We start from the raw sequence: 21,800 nt of genomic DNA on the forward strand, positions 1-21,800 counted from the left end.
GCGCCCTACGGCCCCGGCATTACCTCGTCAGTGTAGCCGGCGATCCGGTAAGCGATCATCCCGATCCACTCCTTCACGCCGATATCGAGTTCCCCCAAACCGGTCGAAGCGAAGCTGGCGAGGCGGTACGCGTCGCGGGGCCAGTTGGTGCGGTAATCAACCGGGTAGGCCGTGACGTCGAAACCGGCCTTGCGGAAGCAGCCGATTGAGCGCGGCATGTGCCAGGCGGAGGTGACGAGGAGCCAGCGTTCGCCCGGCTTCGGTTGCACCATCCGCGCGGAGAACACAGCGTTCTCGTGGGTGTTGCGCGATTGCTGCTCCAGGATCAGGCGGTTGCGCGGCACGCCGAGCGTGTCGGCGAATCGGCTGACGATCTCGGCCTCGGAGACCGCGTCCGCGCGGTTGCTGCCGGACCCGCCCGAGAAGACGAGGCGCGCCTGCGGATACCGTCGGGCGAGGTCGGCGAGCGCGATCCCCCGCTCGCCCGCCTCGTTGACGGTGATCTGATTACGGCCGATCGATGTATCGGCCTCCACCGCTCCGCCGAGCACGACGATGCCGGTGACCGGCGCGCCGTCATCGGTGAAGCCGGGAAAGCGATTCTCCAATGGCGCCAGCGTCCAGGCCGAGAGCGGCGAGAGTCCGGCAACCAGGAGCCCGACGAAGCCGGCCACCGTGAGAACCCGTCCGATCTCCCGGCCGAACTCGGTGAAGAGCAGGAGGCAGCCGAGCAGACCGAGCAGGATCAGGAAGTTCGACGGCGTGAGGACGAAGAAGATCAGCTTCGAGAGCGGGAAGAACATCGTCTTCTTTCGTCCGGAATCAGGCACGGCATCCGTCACGGGCTGACCTCCACCGGGGCAAGTCAGGTGAGCGGCAGCGACAGAACGGCCGAGGAAGCGGGCCGTTGCGCGAGGGTGTCCAGCCAACGGCGGATGTTCGGGCGCTCCTCGCGCTCCAGCGGCAGCTGGAACCAGCGATTCGCCGCGAGCCCAACGGCGATGTCGGCAATCGAGAAGTGCTCGCCCGCCACGAAGGGCGTGTCCGCGAGATGCCGGTCGAGCAGGGCGGCGCAGCGCTCGGAGCCGGCCCGCGACGCTTCGATCACCCGCGCGTCCCGCTTGTCGGGGGCGACCCGCACGAGCTGGAGGAAGGCGTCACGCATCGCCGGGGTGAAGGCGGTGGCCTGCCAATCGAGCCACTGGTCGATGAGCGCGCGGGCGCGCGGCGCCCCCGGCAGCGCCAGCGGTCCGCCATGGGCCTGTGCAAGGTAGCGCAGGATCGCATTGGACTCCCAGAGGACGAAGCCGTCCTCCTCCAGCGTCGGCACGAGGCCATTGGGATTCATCGCGCGGTAGCGGGCCTCGCCGACGACGCCGTGCGCGCCGCCCGCCTCGATATGTTCGTAGACCAGACCGAGTTCATCGAGCGCCCAGAGCACCTTCTGCACGTTTCCGGAGCTGGCTCGCCCCCACAGCTTCAGCGTCATCGTGCGTCCTCGTCGTCGCTCTCGGGGGGATAGATGTGAACGGCCCCGCTCGGATCGGTCACCCGCCAAGCTTCGCCCGCCTCGTCAAGATAGCCCGGCCCGACCGGCACCTTGCCGTGGCCGCCGGGAATGTCGAGCACGTAGAGCGGCTGGGCGAGGCCGGAGAGGCGCCCGCGCAGGTGCCGCATCAGCGCCTGCCCCTCCGGCAGCTCCGTGCGCAGATGGCCGGTGCCCGGCGCGAGGTCGCCGTGATGGAGGTAGTAGGGCTTGATCCGGTTCTCGACGAAGCGGCGCATCAAGGCTTCGAGCGTTTCCGCATCGTCGTTGACGCCGCGCAGCAGCACGCTCTGGCTCACCATCGGGATGCCGGCATCGACCAGCCGGGCGATTGCCCCGCGCGCGGCCGACGTGAACTCGCGCGGATGGTTGGCATGGAGCGCCACGAAGACCGCGCCGGAAAAATCCTTGAGGGCGGCGACCAGGGCCGCATCCACGCGAGCGGGCTCGACCACGGGAACGCGGGTGTGGAAGCGCAGCACCCGCACATGCGGGATCGCGCCGAGTGCCTGCGCAATGGAAGCGAGCCGCCGGGGCGAGAGGGCGAAGGGATCGCCCCCCGTCACCACCACCTCCCAGATCTCCCGGTGCTCGGCGATGTAGCGGTAGGCCACGGCCAGGTCCGCCTCGCTCAGCGAGCCGTGTCCGGCGGGTCCGACACGCTCACGGCGGAAGCAGAACCGGCAATAGACCGGGCAGATGTGCAGCGGCTTGAGAAGCACCCGGTCGGGATAACGGTGGACGATGCCGGGCACCGACGCGTGCACGTCGTCACCGATCGGGTCGGCGCGCTCCTCGGCGCTCGTCTCGATCTCTTCTGCGCGCGGGATGAACTGCCGGGCGATCGGATCGTCGGGATCGCCTTCATCGATCAGTTCGGCCATGTCGGGGGTTACTGAGATTGCGTAGCGCGCTGCCACCCGCTCCAGAGCGGGAAGGTCGGTCGCCTCTACCAGCCCGGCGCGGGCCAGCGCCGTCGCACTCTTCAGGATAAGGCTCACCGGGCTCGGCCCCGGGTGACCGGCGTCCAGATGACGTCATCGATGCGGGGCGCACCGGTCGCCAGCATCACCAGCCGGTCGAAGCCCAGCGCGATTCCGCTCGCCTCGGGCATCACGGCCAGGGCCTCCAGGAACTCCTCGTCGATGGGATAACGCTCGCCGTAGACGCGCGCCTTCTCCGCCATTTCCGCCTCGAAGCGGCGGCGCTGCTCGGCCGGGTCAGTGAGTTCGCCGAAGGCGTTGGCGAGTTCGACGCCGCAGGCGTAGAGCTCGAAACGTTCGGCGACGCGCGGGTCGCGCGGGCTCGGTCGCGCCAAGGCCGCCTCGCTCACCGGATACTCGCACAGGATGGTCGGGCGCCCCTGCCCGAGATGCGGCTCGATCAGCCCGACGAGGACGCGGCTGAACAGGTCGGCCCAGGTGTCGTCCGGCGCCACCCGCAGACCACGGGTCATCACCGCATCGGCGAGCCCGTCGCGGTCGGTCGAGCCATCCGGCGCAATCGTGGCGAGGAGGTCGATGGCAGCAAAACGCTGGAACGCCTCCGCCAGGGTGAGCCGCTCGAAGGGCGCGAACGGATCGGCCGCGCGCCCGCGGAAGCTCAGGCGCTTTGCGCCCGCGATCTCGGCAGCGAGCGCCAGAAGCGCCACGCTGTCCTGCATCAGCGCGTCGTAGGGTTCGCCCGCCCGGTACCATTCGAGCATCGTGAACTCGGGATGATGCAGCGCGCCGCGCTCGCGGTTGCGGAACACGTGGGCGAGGCTGAACAGGCGCGGTTCGCCCGCCGCCAGCAGCTTCTTGCAGGCGAATTCCGGCGAGGTGTGCAGATAGAGCGGCTCGCGCCCGCCATCGGGCAGGATCGCCTCCGTAGCAAAGGCGGAGAGATGCGCCTCGTTGCCCGGCGAGACCTGCAGCGCAGCGGCTTCCACCTCCACGAAATCGCGGGCGGCAAACCACGCGCGAAGCCCCCCGAGGATGCGGTTGCGGGTGAGCAGCAGCGGCCGGCGATCCGCATGGAGGCCGGGATGCCACCAGGGCGAGGACTCGTGACTCACGCGAAAACAGCCTCCGGCTGGCAACCGAGCCGCGGATAGGGTAGGGCCTCGCGGATGATTCCGCTCACCCGGCCGAGACGCCGGTGGGGAGCCGCCGTTCTCGTCCAGCCAAGGTCCACGCTCGTGAAAGTGATCGCCAGTACCCTTCGCAAGGGCAACGTCGTCGATAAGGACGGCAAGCTCTACGTTATCCTGACGGCGGAGAACATCCACCCCGGCAAGGGTACGCCGGTGACGCAGCTCGACATGCGCCGCATCACCGATGGCGTGAAGATCTCCGAGCGCTACCGCACCACGGAGCAGGTCGAGCGCGCCTTCGTCGAGGATCGCGACCACACCTTCCTGTACCAGGACGGTGAGGGGTATCACTTCATGAACCCCGAGAATTACGAGCAGCTCGCCGTTCCCGCGGACGTGGTCGGCGACGCCGCCCCTTACCTGCAGGAGGGCATGGTTGTGACGCTGTCGACTCATAACGGCGTGCCGCTGACCATCGAACTGCCGCAGCGCGTGACCCTGGAGATCGTCGAGACCGAGCCGGTCACCAAGGGCCAGACCGCCTCCTCGTCCTACAAGCCGGCGCTTCTCTCGAACGGCGTGAAGACGAGCGTCCCGCCGCACATCTCCACCGGCACCCGCGTCGTCATCATGACGGTGGACGGCTCCTACGTGGAGCGCGCCAAGGACTGAGGACGGTTCTCGATCCGGATAAGGGTGAGAGGACGGGCGGCGCGCTCGGTGAGCGTTTCATTGACGTCCCGATATCGGAGCGTCGCCCGCACCGGGTGGGCAGACGGCAGACATGGCTGAGGCCGTGGACGCAGCTGCAGATCCTGCCTGCTCGTCGCAGGCTGCACCGACCGGCGCCTTAGTAACAGGCCTGGGGAGCCAGGAAGAACGACTGAGTGGATGGGCAGGCCGTGTCGACGAGGGACCGTTGCCGGCACCTCAATCCATCGCGCCTGCAATTATCGCAATTATTGGTGCAGTACCTTGCCGGCGGAGGCGGCGTTGCCGGACCGGATGAGCCGCCCGACGTGCTCGGCGGAGGCACCGTTCCGCTGTAGCAGCAGAGGCGGCGCGAGCCCGTCGTACAGCTTTGCCGCTGGCCCGAATATGTCCAGCCGCTCGGGCACTGGCCGTTGCAGAAGGGCCGCGTGCCGAACCAGCGGCAAGTCTGCGGCACGGGTCCGGGAATCGGCGCGCTGGCAACCTCTCGACAGCAATAACGGCGTGACCCCGTTGTGCATCCCTCCCGCTTTCCGGTGTAATTCCATCCATTCGGACATTTACCGTCGCAGAACGGTTTCGTGCCGAACCATTTGCACTCCTGGAGTGCTGTCGATGGGCCATTCGCTGCTAACAGCAGGACCATTGCAATGAAGATGGGCGGAAGCGCTCTGAGGATAAACGACACGGCTACCCCCCTTATTGCAGACAGCATTGAAGGAGTGCGGAGAGCACTCCACGAGGAGGATTGACGCCGAGACACCCGAGAGGCATCGAATCTTCAGACTTAGGCGACCATCAAAGTCCGCCAGAATCACTAACCAATATTGGCAGGCATAAAGTCGAAGTCAATACTTTTTAGTGCTCTTGATACCGCATGACCCTCTGCTTTTGCCAAACCCGAGACAGTTTTCTCGAGATCTGATCCGATGAGGGTCTTCACGAGACGTCAGTCCGGGAGAGGGGTATCGAGCGGCTCCTGTCGAGGACGACCCGCCGCGTGGTTGCGCCATCATCGGCACGACACCGTTGCGACGATGTTTGTGGTCAGAGATCAGGGGTGATCGAGATCGCCTCACAGGAGGCTCGGTGACTGACCGCCTCTACCTGGGCACGATGGTGTAACGGCAGTCTCGCCTGAGACATTGTGCAGGCGCCGGGATGCTGTTGCGAGGCGTCGGTGATCCTTGTGCCGCGCATCCCGTGGGGCCTCCCTCGGAAGTTTTGAGCCTCACGGTGGGGCCACAGTGCCTTCCGCGGCCGCGTAGCAGCGTTGCGAGACGCCCTGCGCCTTTGCCCGCTCTTCGCCCGAGTAGGGCTTGCCGGAGCCCCAGAGCCCCTCCCGCTGCAGGGCATCGGCGGTGCAGCGGGCGGCGATCCGGCAGGCTTCCGCCTCGCCGCCGGTGCGGGTGCAGTGCGCGATGTAGTCCTTGCGGAAGCTTGCGAGACCGGCCTTCGGGTGCGGCCCGGTCAACGTCACGAGGCCGGTGAGGAGGGCGAGCAGCACTGGCTGGTGGACGAGGTAGACGGGGAGGCTGTGCCGCCCGGCGAAGGCTGCCCCGCGCGCCACGGCATTGCGGGCCCGCCAGCGGGCGACAGCCGAGCCGGCCAGCGCCGGCCGCAGGAGCCGAGCGAGCGCAATCCCGGCGAGCACCAGCCCGAACCAGGGAAACAGCGGCACCCAGTCATTGCTGTCGGGCAGACCGCGGCCCAATCCGAGAAAATAGAATTCCGGCGCATCGAGCAGGGGATGGGCCACGACCCGCGGCGCCACCATCACGGCGACGGCGCCGAGCCCGGCGGTCGAGGCCGGCAGGAACACGAAGGGCAATCCCAGCAGGCTCGAGACGGCGATGCAGTGCAGGATACCGAAGAAGATGTAGCTCTGCGGAAAGGCGATCCGCGTCGCCACGGTGATGAGAAGCGCCGCACCGCCGATGCGGGCGAGACGCAGGGCGAAGGGCCGCCAGCGCAGGCCGTCGCCGTTGGCGAGCACGAGGCCGACCCCTACCAGCAGCAGGAACGAGCCGGCGATGCCGTGGGCCGCCAGTCGCCCCAGCGCGGTCAGCGCGAAATTCTGGGGCGTGATTTGCAGGAAGCCGAGATCCCACAGCGCATGGTATGCCACCATCGCCGCGAGCGCCGCACCCCGGGCAAGGTCGACGGCATCGATCCGCCGGCTCGGACAGGGTGGCTGGAACGGAGGGGAGGCAGGCATGGCCGCGCCCTAACACCGTTCCCCGGTCCAGGCGAAGGGTGCGCGCGAAAGCCGCTGCCTGCCGGACGAGCAGCCCTGCGGTCATCCGAATCGCTATCGCGACAGACCGTTTTCCCGCCAGCGGCCCTGCAAGCGACCCTAACCCTTTGTACGGTCACGCTCTCTCGTGCCGGATCCTGATCAGGACTGATCAGAGGAACCTGCGACGCGGCTCTCGCGAGATGCGGCATTGTCGCCATGCATCCGAAAAATGATCTTTTGAAGTGTCCCGTTGCCGGCCAAACGGGCTTTCCGCGTAATCTGACTTTGTTAACGTAGCTCCGGGATTGCGCCGCGCGATTCGGCACGGGTTGCTTACATGTCGAACGATCACGAAATGAGTTCCGTCGGGCTTCGCATGCCGGAAATGCGGGACCGCGCGACGGAGCGGGAGAGCGAGGACGAGCGTCCGTCCGAGCTCGTGGAGATTGCCGGGCGCATCAAGTGGTTCGACGTCTCGAAGGGGTTCGGCTTCATCGTGCCGGATGACGGCTCGGCGGACGTGCTGCTGCACATCACCTGCTTGCGCCGGGACGGGCATCAGGCCGCGAGCGAGGGCGCGCGGATCGTCGTCGAGGCGGTGCAGCGCGCTCGCGGCTGGCAGGCATTCCGGGTGATCTCGCTGGACCAGTCCACCGCGCTCCACCCCTCCGAACTGCCGATGGCGCGAACCCACGAGAGCGTGACGCCGACCAGCGGCCTGGAGGTCGCGGTGGTGAAGTGGTTCAACCGCCTGCGCGGCTTCGGCTTCCTCAGCCGCGGCGACGGCACGCCGGACATCTTCGTCCACATGGAGACCCTGCGCCGATACGGCATCGCCGAGCTGAAGCCCGGCGAGCAAGTTCTGGTGCGCTACGGCGACGGCTCGAAGGGTGCTATGGCGGCGGAAGTCCGCCTCGTCGACGGGGCGCTTCCGGCTTCGCATTGACGGTGATCCGCGTGCCCGTGTTTCCCTCCGTGTCCAAGTTCCTGCGCCTCGCCGCCTGCCTCGCCGCGCTCGCGGCGCTGCCGGTGACGCCGCTGCGCGCCCAGGAGGCTGCGCCCGCCGCTCAGGCCGCGACCGAACCGCTCGGCATCGTCGCCAAGAACGGCCGCCACGCCTTCCAAGTGGAGGTGATGCGCACCGATGCGCAGCGTGCCAAGGGGCTGATGTATCGCCGCTCCATGGCGGCCGACCACGGCATGCTGTTCGATTTCGAGCGGCCGGCGCCGGCCACCATGTGGATGAAGAACACCTATCTCTCGCTCGACATGGTGTTCATCCGCTCCGACGGCTCGATCGCCCGGATCGCCGCCGACACCGAGCCGCTCTCGACCAAGGTGATTTCGTCGGGCGAGCCGGTTCTCGCGGTGCTCGAACTCAATGCCGGCACGGCCGCCAAGCTCGGCATCCGCGCGGGCGACCGGGTCGAGCACCCGATGTTCAAGCGCTGACCCCCACGATGGCCCCGGAGCAGGAGGATGCGGCCGGGGCCTGGGACGATGCGCTGCGGGCCGCCGCCCTGTTCGCCGCCGACCCGCACGGCCTCGGCGGGATCGTGCTGCGGGCTGGGGCCGGGCCGGTCCGCGATTTCTGGCTCGACCATCTCCGCAGCCGGCTCGCCGGGCCGATGCGGCGAATGCCGCCAGGCATCGCCGACGACCGGCTGATCGGCGGCCTCGACCTGCCCGCGACCCTGCGCGCCGGCCGACCGGTGATCCAACGCGGACTTCTGGCGGAGTCTGACGGCGGGGTCGTCCTCGTTCCGATGGCCGAGCGCCTCGCGTGTGGCACCGTCGCCCGGCTCGCGGGCGCCCTCGACACCGGAACCCTGGCGCTGGAACGTGACGGCCTTGCCGCCCGGCTTCCGGCCCGGTTCGGCCTCGTGCTGCTCGACGAGGGGCAGGAGGACGAGATCGTCGCCGACGCTCTCGCCGACCGGCTCGGTTTCCGCATCGACCTGACCGGCGTCAGCCTGCGCGAGGCGAGGGCGGCTGCAACACCGCGTGCCGGGGGCCCAAAGCCGACCGACGTGCAGGCGTCCGAGCCTCCAAGTGGAAGGGCCGCGGACGACCCGGTCACTACCCTTTGCACCGTTGCGGAAGCCTTCGGCGTCCTCTCCCTGCGGGCGCCGCTCCTCGCCCTGCGGACCGCCCGGCTGATCGCGGCGGAGGCCGGCCGCGGGGAGCCGGACGAGGCCGACCTGATCGCGGCGGCCCGCCTGGTACTGGCCCCGCGGGCGACACGACTGCCGGCTCCGCCGCGGCCGGACGAGGAAGAATCGCCGGATCAGCCGCAGCCGGAGTCCCCGCAAGACACCGCCCCTTCGCCCGACGAGGCGGCCGAGCGGGATGAAGCACCCGCGCAAAAATCCAGCGAGACGATCCTCGAAGCCGTCCGAGCTGCGCTTCCCAAAAACCTGCTGGCTCGGCTCCTCGCCAGCGATCCGCCGCTGCGCTCGACCGCCGCCGGGCGGACGGGTGCAGCGGCGGCATCGCCGCTCGCGGGCCGCCCGATCGGCAGCCGACCCGGCGACCCGCGCCGGGGACGGCTCGACCTGATCGCCACCCTACGCGCCGCCGCCCCCTGGCAAAGCCTGCGCCGGTCCGGGAGCGACCCGCGCCGCATCGTCGTCAGTCCGGAGGATTTCCGGATCCGCCGACTAAAGCGGCGCAGCGAGACCACGACGATCTTCTGCGTCGATGCCTCCGGCTCCGCGGCGCTGGAACGGCTGGCGGAAGCCAAGGGCGCCGTCGAATTGCTGCTCGCCGAGGCTTACGTCCGGCGCGACCGGATCGCCCTCGTCGCCTTCCGCGGCATCGGCGCCGAGACCGTGCTGCCGCCGACGCGCTCCCTGGTGCGGGCCAAGCGGGCGCTCGCCGGCCTGCCGGGCGGGGGCGGCACGCCGCTTGCCGCCGGACTCGACGCCGCCGCCACCCTCGCGCTCGGCGTGCGGCGCGGGGGCGGAAGCCCGGTCATCGTCCTGCTCACCGACGGGCGCGCCAACGTCGCCCGTTCCGGCCTCGGCGGCCGGGCGCTTGCCGGCGAGGAGGCCCTGGCCGCCGCCCGCCTGCTGCGGGTGCAGGGCCTGCCCACCCTGGTGATCGACACCGGCGCCCGCCCCGACGGGGCGCGCCGCCTCGCCGAGGCGGCGCAGGCGCGCTACTGTCCGCTGCCCCACGCCGATGCGGGCAGCGTCAGCGCGGCGGTGCGCGCCGCCACAGCCTGAGGCCCGAACCGCCCTTGCCCCTCCTCGATGACGACCGGCCCAATTGGGAGCGCGACGGCCGCGATTGGCCGCACCGGGCCGCGAGCCGCTTCGTCGAGGCCGCGGGCCTACGCTGGCACGTGCAGGAATTCGGTGAGCCGAACGCGCCCGGCCTGCTGCTCCTGCACGGCACCGGTGCCGCGACCCATTCCTGGCGCGGGCTGGCGCCGCTTCTGGCGGAGCGAGGGTTTCGCGTGCTGGCGCCCGATCTTCCTGGCCACGGCTTCACCGATCCGCTGCCCGCCCGCCGCCTTTCCCTGCCGGGCATGGCCGAGGCGGTGGGCGACCTCACGGCCAGTCTCGGCCTGACGACGCGCCTCGCCATCGGCCATTCGGCCGGCGCGGCTTTGCTCGCGCGGATGTGCCTCGATCGGCGCATCACACCCGACCTGCTGGTGGCGATCAACGGCGCGCTGACGCCGTTTCCAGGCTTCGCGAGCTTCCTGTTTCCCGGCATCGCCCGGATGCTGTTCCTGAACCCCGTCACCCCGAAGGTCTTCGCCTGGAGCGCCGACCGGGCCGCCGTGCGCCGACTCATCGACAGCACCGGCTCGCGCCTCGACCCGCAGGGACTCGACCTCTACCGGCGGCTGTTCACCCGCGCCGGCCACGTCTCGGGTGCCCTCGGCATGATGGCGAACTGGGATCTCCCGGCACTCGCCCGCGACCTGCCGCGGCTCGACACCCGCACGCTGCTGATCGTCGGCGGGGACGACAAGGCGATCAAGCCGGAGGACGCCTTCACACTACGCGAGCGATTGCCCAATGCCCGCGTCGAGTTGCTGCGTGGGCTCGGCCATCTCGCCCATGAAGAGGCGCCTGGCCGGGTCGCCGACATCATCCGCGCGGAAGCCGATGTGTCGCAGACGTCATCGACGTAAAACGCCTCTTGCGCTGACGGAAATCCCGGCCATAGTGTCAAGTTATGTTGACACTCGCCGTCAAGCCGACTGACGCGACTGGCCCTGATGCCCGGCCGCACGCGGTCGTGATCGGCTCCGGCTTCGGCGGGCTGGCGGCAGCGATCCGGCTCGGCGCGCGTGGCTACCGCGTCACCGTGTTGGAGCGGCTCGACCAGCCCGGTGGTCGCGCCCGCGTGCATCGGCAAGACGGCTTCACCTTCGACGCGGGACCGACCATCGTCACCGCGCCGTTCCTGTTCGAGGAGCTGTGGCGCCTGTGCGAGCGGGAGCTGCGCAAGGACGTCACTCTCGTGCCGATGCAGCCGTTCTACCGCATCCGCTTCGAGGACGGTCAAAGCTTCGCCTATAGCGGCGACCGTGCGGCGATGCGAGCGGAGGTCGCCCGCTTCTCACCGGACGACGTGCCCGGCTACGAGCGCTTCATGGCCCACAGCGAGGCCGTGTGCCGGGTCGGCTTCGAGCAACTCGGCCACGTCCCGTTCGACAGCCTCGGTGCGATGCTGCGGATCGGCCCCGACCTGCTGCGCCTCTCGGGCCACCGCAGCGTCTACGACGTGGTCAGCCGCTTCATCCGCGACGAGCGGCTGCGCACCATCTTCAGCTTCCACCCGCTGCTCATCGGAGGAAACCCGTTTCGCGCCAGCGGGATCTACTGCCTCATCGCCCATCTGGAGCGGCAATGGGGCGTCCACTTCGCCATGGGCGGCACCGGGCGGCTGGTCGACGGCCTCTGCGGCTTGATTCGCGAGCAAGGCGGGGCGATCCGCTGCGGCGCGGAGGTCGCGCGCATCCGCGTCGAGCGTGGTGCGGCAACGGGCGTGGTGCTGGCCGACGGAGAGAGCATTCCCGCTTCCATCGTCGTTTCGAACGCCGATTCCGCCTTTACCTACGGCACACTGCTCGGCGGCCGAACCCGGCGCTGGAGCGCGCGGCGTCTGGGGCGCGCCTCGTCCTCCATGGGGCTGTTCGTCTGGTATTTCGGCACCCGGAAGAAGTACCCGGAGGTCGATCACCACATGATCCTGATGGGCCCGCGCTACCGCGGCCTGCTGCAGGATATCTTCGACCGCAAGCACTTGGCGGACGACTTCAGCCTCTACCTCCATCGCCCGACCGCGACCGACCCGCTGCTCGCTCCCCCGGGCTGCGACGCGTTCTACGTGCTCGCCCCGGTGCCGAACCTCGCCGGCGGCCAGGATTGGGCGCGACTTGCCGAGCCCTACCGCCAGCGGATCGCCCGTTTCCTCGAAGGCTCGGTGCTGCCAGGGCTCAACGACGCCCTCGTCACCTCGCGGATGACGACGCCGCAGGATTTCTCCGACGACTTCCTGAGCTTCCGCGGCTCGGGCTTCGGACTTGAGCCGGTGCTGACGCAATCGGCGTGGTTCCGCCCTCACAACCGCTCGGAGGATGTGGCGAACCTCTTCCTCGTCGGCGCGGGGACGCATCCCGGCGCCGGTCTGCCGGGCGTGCTCTCCTCGGCCCGTGTCCTCGATACCGTGGTGCCGGATGCCCGTGTTCGCGCCTGACCCCTCCGCCGCCAGCGACGCGGATCGTGCCGCCTGCCGCGCCGCGATCCGCGCCGGCTCGAAAAGCTTCTTCGCCGCCTCGATGCTGCTGCCGCCCGCGGTGCGAACCTCCGCCTACGGCCTCTACGCCTTCTGCCGCCTCTCCGACGACGCGGTGGACGAGGTGGGAGGCAGCCGGGCCGCCTCCCTCGCGCGGCTGGAGCGGCGGCTGACGGCGGCGCTCGCCGGCCGCCCTGCCGACCACCCGGCCGACCGGGCGCTCGCCGAGGTGCTGGCCCGCCATGCCATCCCCGAGGCGCTGCCGCGGGCGCTGCTCGAAGGGTTCGCCTGGGATATCGAAGGCCGGCGCTACAACACCCTATCGGAGCTGGCTGCCTACGCGGCCCGCGTCGCGGGCACGGTCGGGGCGATGATGACCCTGGTGATGGGCGTGCGCGATGGTCACGCGCTCGCCCGCGCCTGCGACCTGGGCGTCGCCATGCAGTTCACCAACATCGCCCGCGACGTCGGCGAGGATGCCCGCGCCGGGCGCCTCTACTTGCCACGGGACTGGCTCGACGCGGCGGGTCTCGACGCCGACGCCTTCCTCTCCGAGCCTCGACTCAGCCCCGGTCTGCAACAAGTCGTGGCCGGCCTGCTGGCGGCGGCCGACGGGCTCTACGCCCGCGCCGAGCCCGGTATCGCCGCGCTTCCCCTAAGCTGTCGGCCGGCCATCCGTGCCGCCGGTACGATCTACGCGGAGATCGGGCGCGCAGTGGAGGCGAACGGCTTCGATTCGGTCACCCGACGCGCCCGCGTGAGCGGCCCGCACAAGGCTGGACTCCTCGCCCGCGCCGTCCTGCCCGCGGGCCGCGCGCTGGGGCTGTCCGCACCACCGCTTCCGGAAATCGCCTTCCTCGTCGAGGCCGTGCTGCACCATCCGGTCTCGGCCTCGCGCCGCCTGCCGCCGTGGTGGGATGTGTCGGGTCAGATCGTGCGCGTGCTCGACTTGATCGAGGTGCTGGAGGAGCGCGATGCGTTCCGCCGCTCGGCACCGTCGTGAGGAAAGCCTGAGCGCTTCGGGCTCCTCTCTGTCATTGCGAGGCGATGCCGAAGTAATGACGGGGTAGGGCAATACCCGACGCGATCAACCGGAAACCGTGAGGGGCGTCCTCACCCCAGCCCTCCCGCCTCGACGATGAACCGGGCGACCGTGTCCGCCCCGTGCCCTTCGCGCAGCGAGGCGAACACGTAGGGCCGCGTGCCGCGCATCCGCTGCGTGTCGGCCTCCATCACCGAAAGATCGGCGCCGACCAGCGGAGCGAGGTCGGTCTTGTTGACGATGAGCAGGTCCGAGCGGGTGATGCCGGGGCCGCCCTTCCGCGGGATCTTCTCGCCGCCGGCCACGTCGATGACGTAGAGGGTGAGGTCCGCCAGTTCCGGTGAGAAGGTCGCCGCGAGGTTGTCGCCGCCGGATTCGATCAGCACGAGGTCGAGCCGGGGGAAACGGCGGCGCATCTCGGCCACCGCCGCGAGGTTGATCGAGGCGTCCTCGCGGATCGCCGTGTGCGGGCAGCCGCCGGTCTCGACGCCGAGGATGCGCTCCTCCGGCAGGGCGCCCGCCACGGTGAGGATCCGCGCATCCTCCTTGGTGTAGATGTCGTTGGTGATGGCGCAGATCTCGTAGGATTCGCGAAAGCGGCGGCAGAGCTGCTCCATCAGCGCGGTCTTGCCGGAGCCGACGGGTCCGCCGATGCCGACGCGGAGAGGTCCGTTCACGGATGCCATGGCTTCGAAAAAATCCTCAGGAGCGGAAGATGCGGGAATACTGCGTCTCGTGTCGGAAGGAACCGAGATCGAGCCGCAGGGTCGCGCTGCCGAGCGCATCGAGGTCTCCCGCGTGGAGCGTCTGCGCCAGTGCGGCGACGCGGGGCGTGAGCGCGGCGAGCACTGCCATGCCCGCGCTCTGGCCGACCGGCGCAACGCGCAGGGCGGCCGAGACGAGGTTCTGGACGAAGGCGAGGCCGTAGGCCGCAACAGTCGCCTCCCGCGCGACGCCGTGCACCCCGGCCGCCGCGCCGACTGCGACGGGATAGGCGACCTCGGCCGCGAGCCGCTCGGCGACGGCGGCGAGGGCAGGGCAGGGCCACGCCCGCAGCGTCGCGTCCAGGAAACTGCGCCCCTGCTGGCTCGTCTCCAGGTGAAGCTCGCGGGAGGGGGCGAGCGCAAGGGCGAGGTCGTTGGTCTCGGCGAGGCTCGCTCCGTCGCCCGCCGCCGTGGCCCGGTGGGCGGCGGCGCAGAGGATCATGTCGTTGCGGCCCGCCCCTCGCTCCAGCACATCGGCGAGCCAGCCGGCGAGGGTGGCGGCGTCGCGCACGTCGCCGCACTCCACCGCCCATTCGAGCCCGTGCGAGTAGGCGAAGGCACCAACCGGGTAGGTCGGCGAGAGCCACGCCATCAGTCGCAGGGTGTCAATCATGGGTGTGGGAATGACCGTGCGCGTGGCCGTGGCCATGGTCATGCGCATGTCCGCCGGCATAGGCGCCGCCCTCCGGCCGGAACGGCCGCCTGACCGGCTCGGCGGTTCCCCCTAAGCCCCGCACCATGTCGGCGAGCACGTGGTCATGCGCGATCCATACCGCCTCCTCGCCGATCTCGGCGGGGATGTGCCGGTTGCCGATATGCCAGATCAGCCGCTTGAGCGCCTGCGGGGTGGGCGCGCGGATCTCCAGCAGCGCCTCCGGCGCCGCCTCGACCCAGACCAAGCGGCCGTCCTCCAGCGCGAGGGCGTCGCCGTCATCGAGCACGGTGGCCTCGGCGAGATCGAGCAGGAACGCGGTGCCGCCGACGCCGCGCATCGCCATGCGGCGGCGATGGCGATCGTTCGAATCGAGCACGATGCGGTCGACGATCTCGCCGGAGCCGAGACGGTCGCGGCGGATGACGCGGGTGGCGCGGATCATAGGCTCAAGATTGATCGAGGAGCCCGGGCTCCTTCGGAAAGTAGTTTGGATCGAGTGTCTGCTCGACGGTGAAAGGAGGTTTTTCCGGGAACAGACTGAAGTCGATCCCGGTTTCCTTGGCCGCCACCAGGCGAGCAGAGAGATAGCATTCCGAGAAGACTTCAGCCGGATAACGTTTCAGGCTTGGACTCGACTTCAGTATCCGCCCGATGCGCATGCGCTGCTCTCGCAGCGTAGCCTGCCAATTGCTCGTCCGGGCGCCCGGCTGAAATTTCCATTTGAGGAGATGCGCCAGCAGGATGTCGAGGCGACTCTCGATCTCGCGTTTCTCGCTGCCCCCCACGCTGGCCACCTCGTCGATCAGATTGCGAAGATCGAGTTCATCGAACCGACCTGCGCGCAGCAGTTCGGCCTGGGCTTGAGTCCAGGCGTAAAAATCCGTCTCGTAGAGATCGGCCGCCAGGGGCGGCTTCAGCGCGGCCTTGGACATCGGGGGCCTCCTGTCAGCGGCCGATGATAGCTCAGAACAGGAAGTAGCGCTGCGCCATCGGCAAGACCTCCGCCGGCTCGCAGACCAGCAGTTCGCCGTCGGCGCGCACGTCGTAGGTCTCGGGGTCGATCTCGATCACCGGCGTCGCGTCGTTGAGGATCATGCTCTTCTTCGAGATGCCGCCGCGCACGTTCTCCACCGCCACCAGTTCCTTGGAGACGCGCAGCTTCTCCTTCACGCCGTCTTCGATCGCCGCCTTGGAGACGAAGGTAAGGGCGGTGGCGAACGGAGCCCGGCCGTAGCTGCCGAACATCGGCCGATAATGCACCGGCTGCGGCGTCGGGATCGAGGCGTTGGGGTCGCCCATCGGCGCGGTCGCGATCATTCCGCCCTTGAGCACGAGGTCCGGCTTCACGCCGAAGAAGGCGGGCGTCCACAGCACGAGGTCGGCGAGCTTGCCCGGCTCGACCGAGCCGATGTGCCGCGATACGCCGTGCGCAATGGCCGGGTTGATCGTGTACTTGGCCACGTAGCGCCGGGCGCGCAGGTTGTCGTTTCCCGATGAATCCCCCGGCAGGGCGCCGCGCTGGCGCTTCATCTTGTCGGCGGTCTGCCACGTGCGGATCACGACCTCGCCGACCCGGCCCATGGCTTGGCTGTCGGAGGACATCATCGAGAGCGCGCCGATGTCGTGCAGAATGTCCTCGGCCGCGATGGTCTCCTTGCGGATGCGGCTCTCGGCAAAGGCGAGGTCTTCCGGAATCGACGGGTCGAGGTGGTGGCACACCATCAACATGTCGAGATGCTCGTCGATGGTATTCTTTGTGTATGGCCGCGTCGGGTTCGTCGACGACGGCAGCACATTCGCGAGACCCGCCACCTTCATGATGTCCGGCGCATGGCCGCCGCCCGCGCCCTCCGTGTGGAAGGCGTGAATGGTGCGGCCCTTGAAGGCGGCGATCGTATCCTCGACGAAGCCCGACTCGTTGAGCGTGTCGGTGTGGATCATGACCTGCACGTCGAAGGCGTCGGCCACCGAGAGGCAGGTGTCGATGGCGGCGGGCGTCGTGCCCCAATCCTCGTGCAGCTTCATCGCGCAGGCGCCGGCGCGGATCATCTCCTCCAGCGCACCGGGCACCGAAGCGTTGCCCTTGCCGGCAAAGGCGAGGTTCATCGGGAAGGAATCCGCCGCCTCGATCATCCGGGCAATGTGCCACGGGCCCGGCGTGCAGGTGGTGGCGAAAGTACCGTGCGCCGGGCCCGTGCCGCCCCCCAACATCGTCGTGACGCCAGAGCACAGCGCCTCCTCGATCTGCTGCGGACAGATGAAGTGGATATGGCTGTCGAAGCCGCCCGCCGTGAGGATCTTGCCCTCGCCCGCGATCACCTCGGTGCCAGGGCCGACGACGATGTCGACATTCGCCTGCACATCCGGGTTGCCGGCCTTGCCGAGCTTGAAGATGCGCCCCCGCACGATGCCGACATCGCACTTCACCACGCCCCAATGGTCGAGCACGACCGCGTTGGTGATCACCGTGTCGACGGCGCCGGCCGCGTTGGTCGCCTGAGACTGGCCCATCCCGTCGCGGATCACCTTTCCGCCGCCGAACTTCACCTCCTCGCCGTAGACCGTGAAGTCGCGCTCGACCTCGATCTCAAGGCTCGTGTCGGCGAGCCGGATGCGGTCGCCGGTGGTTGGTCCGAACATGTCGGCATAGGCGGCGCGGGGCAGACGGGCAGACATGGTGATGCTCGAAATCGGGTTCGCAGGGTGGAGCAGGCAGGATTGGTGCCGAGCGGATGAGGCGTGCGCGCCGCTCAGCCGGCCGCCTCGGACATGGGCGGCCCGGACGACGGCTCGGCCACGCTCGCAGATGGTGCCGCCTCAGGTCCCCCCGGCTTCGCACGCTTCTTGCGCACCACCTTCTTGACCTTCACGACGGGCTTGCGCGTCACGCGGGTGCGCATCTCCTGAAGCATTTCGAGCTGGATCTGCTGAATTTCGGCGAGTCTCTGCCACTGTTTCGTGACGAGATGATCCATCTTCTCGTGCAGGTGCCGGATTTCCAGCTCGGCCTTCAGGTTGACGCGGTAATCGTTGTTGGAGCGCAGCCGGTCCTTCTTGTCCTGCCGGCTCTGGCTCATCATGATGATCGGTGCCTGGATCGCCGCGAGGCAGGACAGGACGAGGTTGAGCAGGATGAACGGGTAGGGATCGAACGCCCGCATCTCGCCCATGATGACGTTCACGGCCATCCACGTGACCAGCACCAGGGCGAAGCTGATGAGGAAGGCCCACGACCCGCCGAAGGCGGCGAGACCGTCCGAGACGCGCTCGCCGAAGCTGCGGTGCTCGTCGTAATCCTCCTCGATGTTCTCGGCGATCGTGTCCTGGGCGGCGATGCTCTCGGCCACCTGCCGGTCGAGGTCGGAATACTCACCGTGCTCCTCCGCCAGCAGTTCGGCGACGTAGCGCGTCCGGTACTTGGCGAGTTCCTTGACGCTGATGAGCGCGTCGTCCGCCAAACCGGGATAATCGGCCCGGATATGCTCGACGAGGGCCGGGCGCAGGGTCGCCACCGGCACGAGGTTCCGGCGGTTCATCTCGACGCCGGAGATGGCACAGACGCTCCGCTTCTTCGTCGGCGTCGGATGCGCCTCGGCATCGGGTGCCATTATCGCACGCCCTCGATCGCGCTCATGTACCTCACCGGTCAGGCTCACAGGGCACCCATCACGTCACCACGGAAACCGGCCTGTGTGCGCGTATCCGAGCGGGGCTGTGGAGTCACGTCACGGAGTGCGGCCGGCACCGCGCAGCGGCCGCTGTGAACGGGGCCTTCGCAACGGCGACCTGTCCCATCACGCGTAGTCGCATTTCCGGGGGCACCGAAGGTAAATTTGAATTCCATGTACAAGCGGCTCCAGGTTTTCCGTGCACGTAACTGATCGCCGGGTCATGACACAACCCTATGCTTGACGAACCGGATTATATCCCCAGTCTAGCGCACCCTTCGACAACTTACCAAGGAGAGTTCCGTGTCGATTCGATTCTATTGCTTGAAAAATGACCGCTTCATGTCGTTGCCCGCATCTCCGACTCAACAAACCTGGATAGTGTCATGGGCTTTCCCGCCACCGAACATTGAGCCGATGGTGCCCTGCAATCTCCTTTGAGCAAGGTTTCGTCGTCCCTAGGCGTCCTGATCACACGGCGATCGACTATGTTTTCTCGCTTCCAGAGACGTTCGATACACCGATCGCCCGCGAATGCCGCGGTCTCTGATTCGAGCGCGACGGCCATCTGATCGGCCGGCCATTCCACAAATTCTTCAATCTCGGCGAGCGCGAACGGGCCGAGACCCTCGACTGGTCGGCTCCGCACATCGTCTTGGACAAGCTCGACGGCTCGACGGTACCTCCGGTGATGCTGGAGGGCGCCCTCGTGTTCATGACCCGCATGGGAGCGACGACCCAAGCGGAGAGGGCTGAAGCTCGCGCCGATGGTGGGATCGCCGCGCTCTCACGGTTCCTTCTCGCGGCGGGATCACGCCAATCTTCGACGTCACTTCGCCCGACAAACGCATGGTGGTCGCCTATCCCGCGCCGGTGCGCACACTGCTCGCGGCTCGCGTGATGGCGTCAGGGGTTTGTCTGCCGCACGAAGAGATGGCCGCCCTGAACGAGCGGTTCGAGGTTCCACCGGTCAGGAACTACGGCAGCGTCACTGACGCAAAGCGCTTCGTTGACGAGGCGCGGAGTGCCGCGGGCATCGAAGGCTACGTGGTCTGCTTCGCGGACGGCCACCGTCTGAAGCTCAAGAGCGATGGCTACGTTCTGCGTCACCGAGCCCTGTCCAGCGTCCACCTCGAGAAGAACGTGCTCTCCTGGGTCGCGACGGGCGCGGTCGACGATGTCGTGGCGATCCTGCCATCTGAGATCGGCGAACGCCTGATCGCGTACCAGGCCACCATCAATGCCGCGCTTGCCGCCCACGCAGGACGGGTCCGCGGCTTCGCTACCGCCCATCGCGGCTTCGCCCGCAAAGTACTCGCAGCGCTCGTGCGCGAGCGCTTCGATGCCCAGCTCCAGCCGGCGCTGTTCTTCGCCTATGACGGGAAGGATCCGGAGATCGCGCTTCGGACGCTGATCACCCGCGCGGCCGGAAGCGACAACCGGGTCGAGGCCGTCCGCGACCTGTTCGGCATGACGTGGTCGGCTGAAGGCTTGGCGCTGCCCGAGAGCGAGGCCTGACCGCTTTCGCCGGAGAATAGAGCGTCCCGGCCCCACGCGAGAGGGGTCCGGGACGTGGCGTCAGAGCGGCCCCATCACGTCGCCGCGGAAGCCGAAGACCGTCCGGGCCCCGGAGAGCGGCACGAGCGCCACCTCGCGGGTCGATCCGGGCTCGAAGCGCACCGCCGTCCCCGGCGCGATGTCGAGACGCTGGCCGCGCGCCTTGTCGCGGTCGAAGACGAGGCCCGGATTCACCTCGAAGAAGTGGTAGTGCGAGCCGACCTGGATCGGGCGGTCGCCGGTGTTGGCGACCTGGATCACGGTCCGCGGCGCGCCCTCGTTGAAGACGATCTCGCCGGGCAGCGTGGTCACGGTGCCGGGCACGTCGCCGGAGGGCGTGCCACGGATCGGATGGTGGACGGTGACGAGCTTTGTTCCGTCCGGAAAGGTCGCCTCGACCTGGATGTCGTGGATCATCTCCGGCACCCCCTCCATCACCTGCGAGGCGTCGAGGACGGTCGCACCCGCCTGCATCAGCTCGGCGACGGAGCGTCCGTCGCGGGCGCCCTCCACCACGAAATCGGTGATGAGGGCGACCGCCTCCGGATGGTTGAGCTTCACTCCCCGCGCCAGCCGGTTGCGGGCGACCTGGGCGGCCATGGCGATGAGAAGCTTGTCTTTCTCGCGGGGCGTGAGGAGCAAGGCGTGCGTCCTGAGCTAGAAGGCGGCCGGGTGTGGGAATCGGCGCGAGCAAGGATCATGCTCGGGCCGAGGTCAAGCGGGTCGGTCAGCTCTGCCAGACCCGCGGCATCGGCCGCCGACGCCATGCGGCCATGAAGCGGGCGGCGCCCTCGCGCAACGGCGCGACCGTGGGCGCCAGCATCCGAATGGCGAGGTGACCGTTCCAGGCGCTCGCGCCGGCCTCCACCATGTCGGGCAGTGTGCCGAGGAGGGAGCGGGCCTCGTCGAGCCGCGCCTCGGCGCGGGGCGAGAGGTCGAGGATCGTCGCGAGCGCGCGGGCGCCGCCGCCGATCGCGGTGCGGGCCATGAGTTCGGTGACCGGCCCGTCGAGACGCAGGCTGTCGGCGTAGACGAGGCGGCCGTCGCGGCGGATGCGCCAGCAATCCTCGAACAGGGCCTCCTGCAAGCTCTCGTTCCGGGCGGCTCGGCCGAGCACAACGATCTCGGCCACGAGCAGCGCGGCGTCGCAGGCCAGATCCGCCTCGAAGCGGCGCAGGAGCCGGGCCTGGTCGAACAGGATCGTCTCCTGCGGCAGCCAATCGAGCCGCGCTCCCGAAGCGACACTCACCCGGTTGACGATCTCCGCCTTCGGCCCGTCCGAGCGGTAGATCTTCTCTGCCGCCGTCGTGGTCAGCAGGCAGGCCCCGCCCGCCTCGACCGCGACCGACACCTCGAACACGTCGCCGCAGGCGATGCCGCCGCCGGTATTCACCAGGACCCCCTCCAGCATCCGCTCGCCGCTCTGGCGGGGAAAGCGGAGGCGCAAGGGACCGCTCTCAGCCAGATCGACGATCCGTGTCGGGGCGTCGGAGCCGGCCGGGGCGACGCGCAGGCGCACGATGCCGTGCGAGCGCTGGCGGGCCGGGGCGGAGCGATGAGGTTCGGCAGCGGGGATGGCACGGCCTCCGCGAGGTGGGACCCACGCTTCATCGGACAGGGTCGACCCGTTCCGCAAGATGATGGCCGTGATCGGCCCGGTGCCATCCCGCACCGATCTTCGGCAACGCAAAGCACGATCAAGCCACGATCCGGTCCTGATTGGCCCCTGATGACCACCGCCGCCCTTGACCGGAACGGCCGGAGCGCCCACCGCGTCATGCTTTCGC

At 68.8% G+C, this 21,800-nt stretch carries 22 protein-coding genes; 9 read left to right on the plus strand and 13 right to left on the minus strand.

Translation table 11 applies throughout. The features are described 5' to 3' along the window. Positions 1-5: 5 nt before the first annotated feature. The 4 genes from FHU13_RS22360 to epmA all read right to left on the minus strand — a co-directional run bounded on the left by FHU13_RS22360 (position 6) and on the right by epmA (position 3,602). The gene (locus FHU13_RS22360) at positions 6-803 is read right to left on the minus strand and encodes a YdcF family protein (RefSeq protein ID WP_183438076.1); all 798 of its coding nucleotides are present in this window, start codon (positions 801-803) and stop codon (positions 6-8) included. 62 nt (positions 804-865) lie between these two features. Then, positions 866-1,489: a glutathione S-transferase family protein gene (locus FHU13_RS22365; RefSeq protein ID WP_183438047.1), complete on the minus strand. Its 624-nt coding sequence runs from the start codon at positions 1,487-1,489 to the stop codon at positions 866-868. Continuing rightward, positions 1,486-2,547 (minus strand): lysine-2,3-aminomutase-like protein, encoded by a 1,062-nt coding sequence (locus FHU13_RS22370; protein ID WP_183438048.1) that lies wholly within the window; start codon positions 2,545-2,547, stop codon positions 1,486-1,488. Before FHU13_RS22370 ends, FHU13_RS22365 begins: the two co-directional genes overlap by 4 nt. Further along, positions 2,544-3,602 (minus strand): EF-P lysine aminoacylase EpmA, encoded by a 1,059-nt coding sequence (gene epmA / locus FHU13_RS22375; protein ID WP_183438049.1) that lies wholly within the window; start codon positions 3,600-3,602, stop codon positions 2,544-2,546. The genes FHU13_RS22370 and epmA overlap by 4 nt, the downstream gene beginning before the upstream one ends. A 123-nt stretch (positions 3,603-3,725) precedes the next feature. Between epmA and efp the strand changes: the two genes are divergently transcribed. Then, on the plus strand, positions 3,726-4,292 hold the full coding sequence (efp, locus tag FHU13_RS22380; protein WP_183438050.1) for an elongation factor P: 567 nt from the start codon (positions 3,726-3,728) through the stop codon (positions 4,290-4,292). A gap of 1,270 nt (positions 4,293-5,562) precedes the next feature. Here the strand turns inward: efp and FHU13_RS22385 are convergent. Next, positions 5,563-6,549: a heparan-alpha-glucosaminide N-acetyltransferase gene (locus FHU13_RS22385; RefSeq protein ID WP_183438051.1), complete on the minus strand. Its 987-nt coding sequence runs from the start codon at positions 6,547-6,549 to the stop codon at positions 5,563-5,565. A 397-nt stretch (positions 6,550-6,946) separates the two neighbouring features. Here FHU13_RS22385 and FHU13_RS22390 point away from each other — a divergent pair, with 397 nt between their 5' ends. Genes FHU13_RS22390 through FHU13_RS22415 form a run of 6 tightly spaced genes read left to right on the plus strand, consistent with a single transcriptional unit; the run spans position 6,947 to position 13,330 of the window. Further along, positions 6,947-7,516, plus strand: a complete 570-nt coding sequence (locus FHU13_RS22390; RefSeq protein WP_281411651.1) for a cold-shock protein — start codon at positions 6,947-6,949, stop codon at positions 7,514-7,516. Further along, entirely contained in the window at positions 7,513-8,022 is a 510-nt protein-coding gene (locus FHU13_RS22395) for a DUF192 domain-containing protein (protein ID WP_183438052.1), read from the plus strand. Before FHU13_RS22390 ends, FHU13_RS22395 begins: the two co-directional genes overlap by 4 nt. An 8-nt stretch (positions 8,023-8,030) precedes the next feature. Next, entirely contained in the window at positions 8,031-9,797 is a 1,767-nt protein-coding gene (locus tag FHU13_RS22400; RefSeq protein WP_183438053.1) for a magnesium chelatase subunit D, read from the plus strand. 14 nt (positions 9,798-9,811) lie between these two features. Beyond that, positions 9,812-10,717, plus strand: coding sequence for an alpha/beta fold hydrolase BchO (bchO, locus tag FHU13_RS22405; RefSeq protein ID WP_183438054.1), 906 nt, complete (start codon positions 9,812-9,814; stop codon positions 10,715-10,717). Positions 10,718-10,761: 44 nt separating this feature from the next. Beyond that, positions 10,762-12,288 carry a phytoene desaturase gene (locus tag FHU13_RS22410; protein WP_183438055.1) on the plus strand — a complete coding sequence of 509 codons (1,527 nt, stop codon included), beginning with the start codon at positions 10,762-10,764 and terminating at the stop codon, positions 12,286-12,288. After that, the gene (locus FHU13_RS22415; protein WP_183438056.1) at positions 12,269-13,330 is read left to right on the plus strand and encodes a phytoene/squalene synthase family protein; all 1,062 of its coding nucleotides are present in this window, start codon (positions 12,269-12,271) and stop codon (positions 13,328-13,330) included. Before FHU13_RS22410 ends, FHU13_RS22415 begins: the two co-directional genes overlap by 20 nt. A gap of 110 nt (positions 13,331-13,440) precedes the next feature. Here FHU13_RS22415 and ureG read toward each other — a convergent pair whose 3' ends face one another. The 6 genes from ureG to FHU13_RS22445 all read right to left on the minus strand — a co-directional run bounded on the left by ureG (position 13,441) and on the right by FHU13_RS22445 (position 18,396). Beyond that, positions 13,441-14,055, minus strand: coding sequence for an urease accessory protein UreG (gene ureG, locus FHU13_RS22420; protein ID WP_183438057.1), 615 nt, complete (start codon positions 14,053-14,055; stop codon positions 13,441-13,443). A 16-nt stretch (positions 14,056-14,071) separates the two neighbouring features. Beyond that, positions 14,072-14,788, minus strand: a complete 717-nt coding sequence (locus tag FHU13_RS22425; RefSeq protein ID WP_409518529.1) for an urease accessory protein UreF — start codon at positions 14,786-14,788, stop codon at positions 14,072-14,074. Next, complete coding sequence (locus tag FHU13_RS22430) at positions 14,739-15,230, minus strand: urease accessory protein UreE (protein WP_183438059.1); 492 nt, start codon at positions 15,228-15,230, stop codon at positions 14,739-14,741. The genes FHU13_RS22425 and FHU13_RS22430 overlap by 50 nt, the downstream gene beginning before the upstream one ends. Positions 15,231-15,234: 4 nt before the next feature. Continuing rightward, on the minus strand, positions 15,235-15,720 hold the full coding sequence (locus FHU13_RS22435) for a DUF29 domain-containing protein (RefSeq protein WP_183438060.1): 486 nt from the start codon (positions 15,718-15,720) through the stop codon (positions 15,235-15,237). Between the two features lie 31 nt (positions 15,721-15,751). Then, positions 15,752-17,464, minus strand: coding sequence for an urease subunit alpha (ureC, locus tag FHU13_RS22440; protein ID WP_183438061.1), 1,713 nt, complete (start codon positions 17,462-17,464; stop codon positions 15,752-15,754). 74 nt (positions 17,465-17,538) lie between these two features. Continuing rightward, positions 17,539-18,396, minus strand: a complete 858-nt coding sequence (locus FHU13_RS22445) for a DUF1003 domain-containing protein (RefSeq protein ID WP_183438062.1) — start codon at positions 18,394-18,396, stop codon at positions 17,539-17,541. Positions 18,397-19,027: 631 nt separating this feature from the next. Between FHU13_RS22445 and FHU13_RS28610 the strand changes: the two genes are divergently transcribed. Together FHU13_RS28610 and FHU13_RS22455 are read left to right on the plus strand one after the other, a co-directional pair. Beyond that, on the plus strand, positions 19,028-19,357 hold the full coding sequence (locus FHU13_RS28610; protein WP_409518530.1) for an RNA ligase: 330 nt from the start codon (positions 19,028-19,030) through the stop codon (positions 19,355-19,357). Beyond that, positions 19,306-19,974, plus strand: a complete 669-nt coding sequence (locus tag FHU13_RS22455) for a hypothetical protein (protein WP_183438063.1) — start codon at positions 19,306-19,308, stop codon at positions 19,972-19,974. Before FHU13_RS28610 ends, FHU13_RS22455 begins: the two co-directional genes overlap by 52 nt. Positions 19,975-20,034: 60 nt before the next feature. On the opposite strand, the gene FHU13_RS22460 is transcribed toward FHU13_RS22455, so the two are convergent. Together FHU13_RS22460 and FHU13_RS22465 are read right to left on the minus strand one after the other, a co-directional pair. Beyond that, on the minus strand, positions 20,035-20,655 hold the full coding sequence (locus tag FHU13_RS22460) for an urease subunit gamma (RefSeq protein WP_183438064.1): 621 nt from the start codon (positions 20,653-20,655) through the stop codon (positions 20,035-20,037). Between the two features lie 85 nt (positions 20,656-20,740). Beyond that, entirely contained in the window at positions 20,741-21,631 is an 891-nt protein-coding gene (locus FHU13_RS22465; protein ID WP_409518531.1) for an urease accessory protein UreD, read from the minus strand. Positions 21,632-21,800 lie beyond the last annotated feature (169 nt).

The organism is Methylobacterium sp. R2-1, from assembly GCF_014191355.1.
GTDB lineage: Bacteria > Pseudomonadota > Alphaproteobacteria > Rhizobiales > Beijerinckiaceae > Methylobacterium.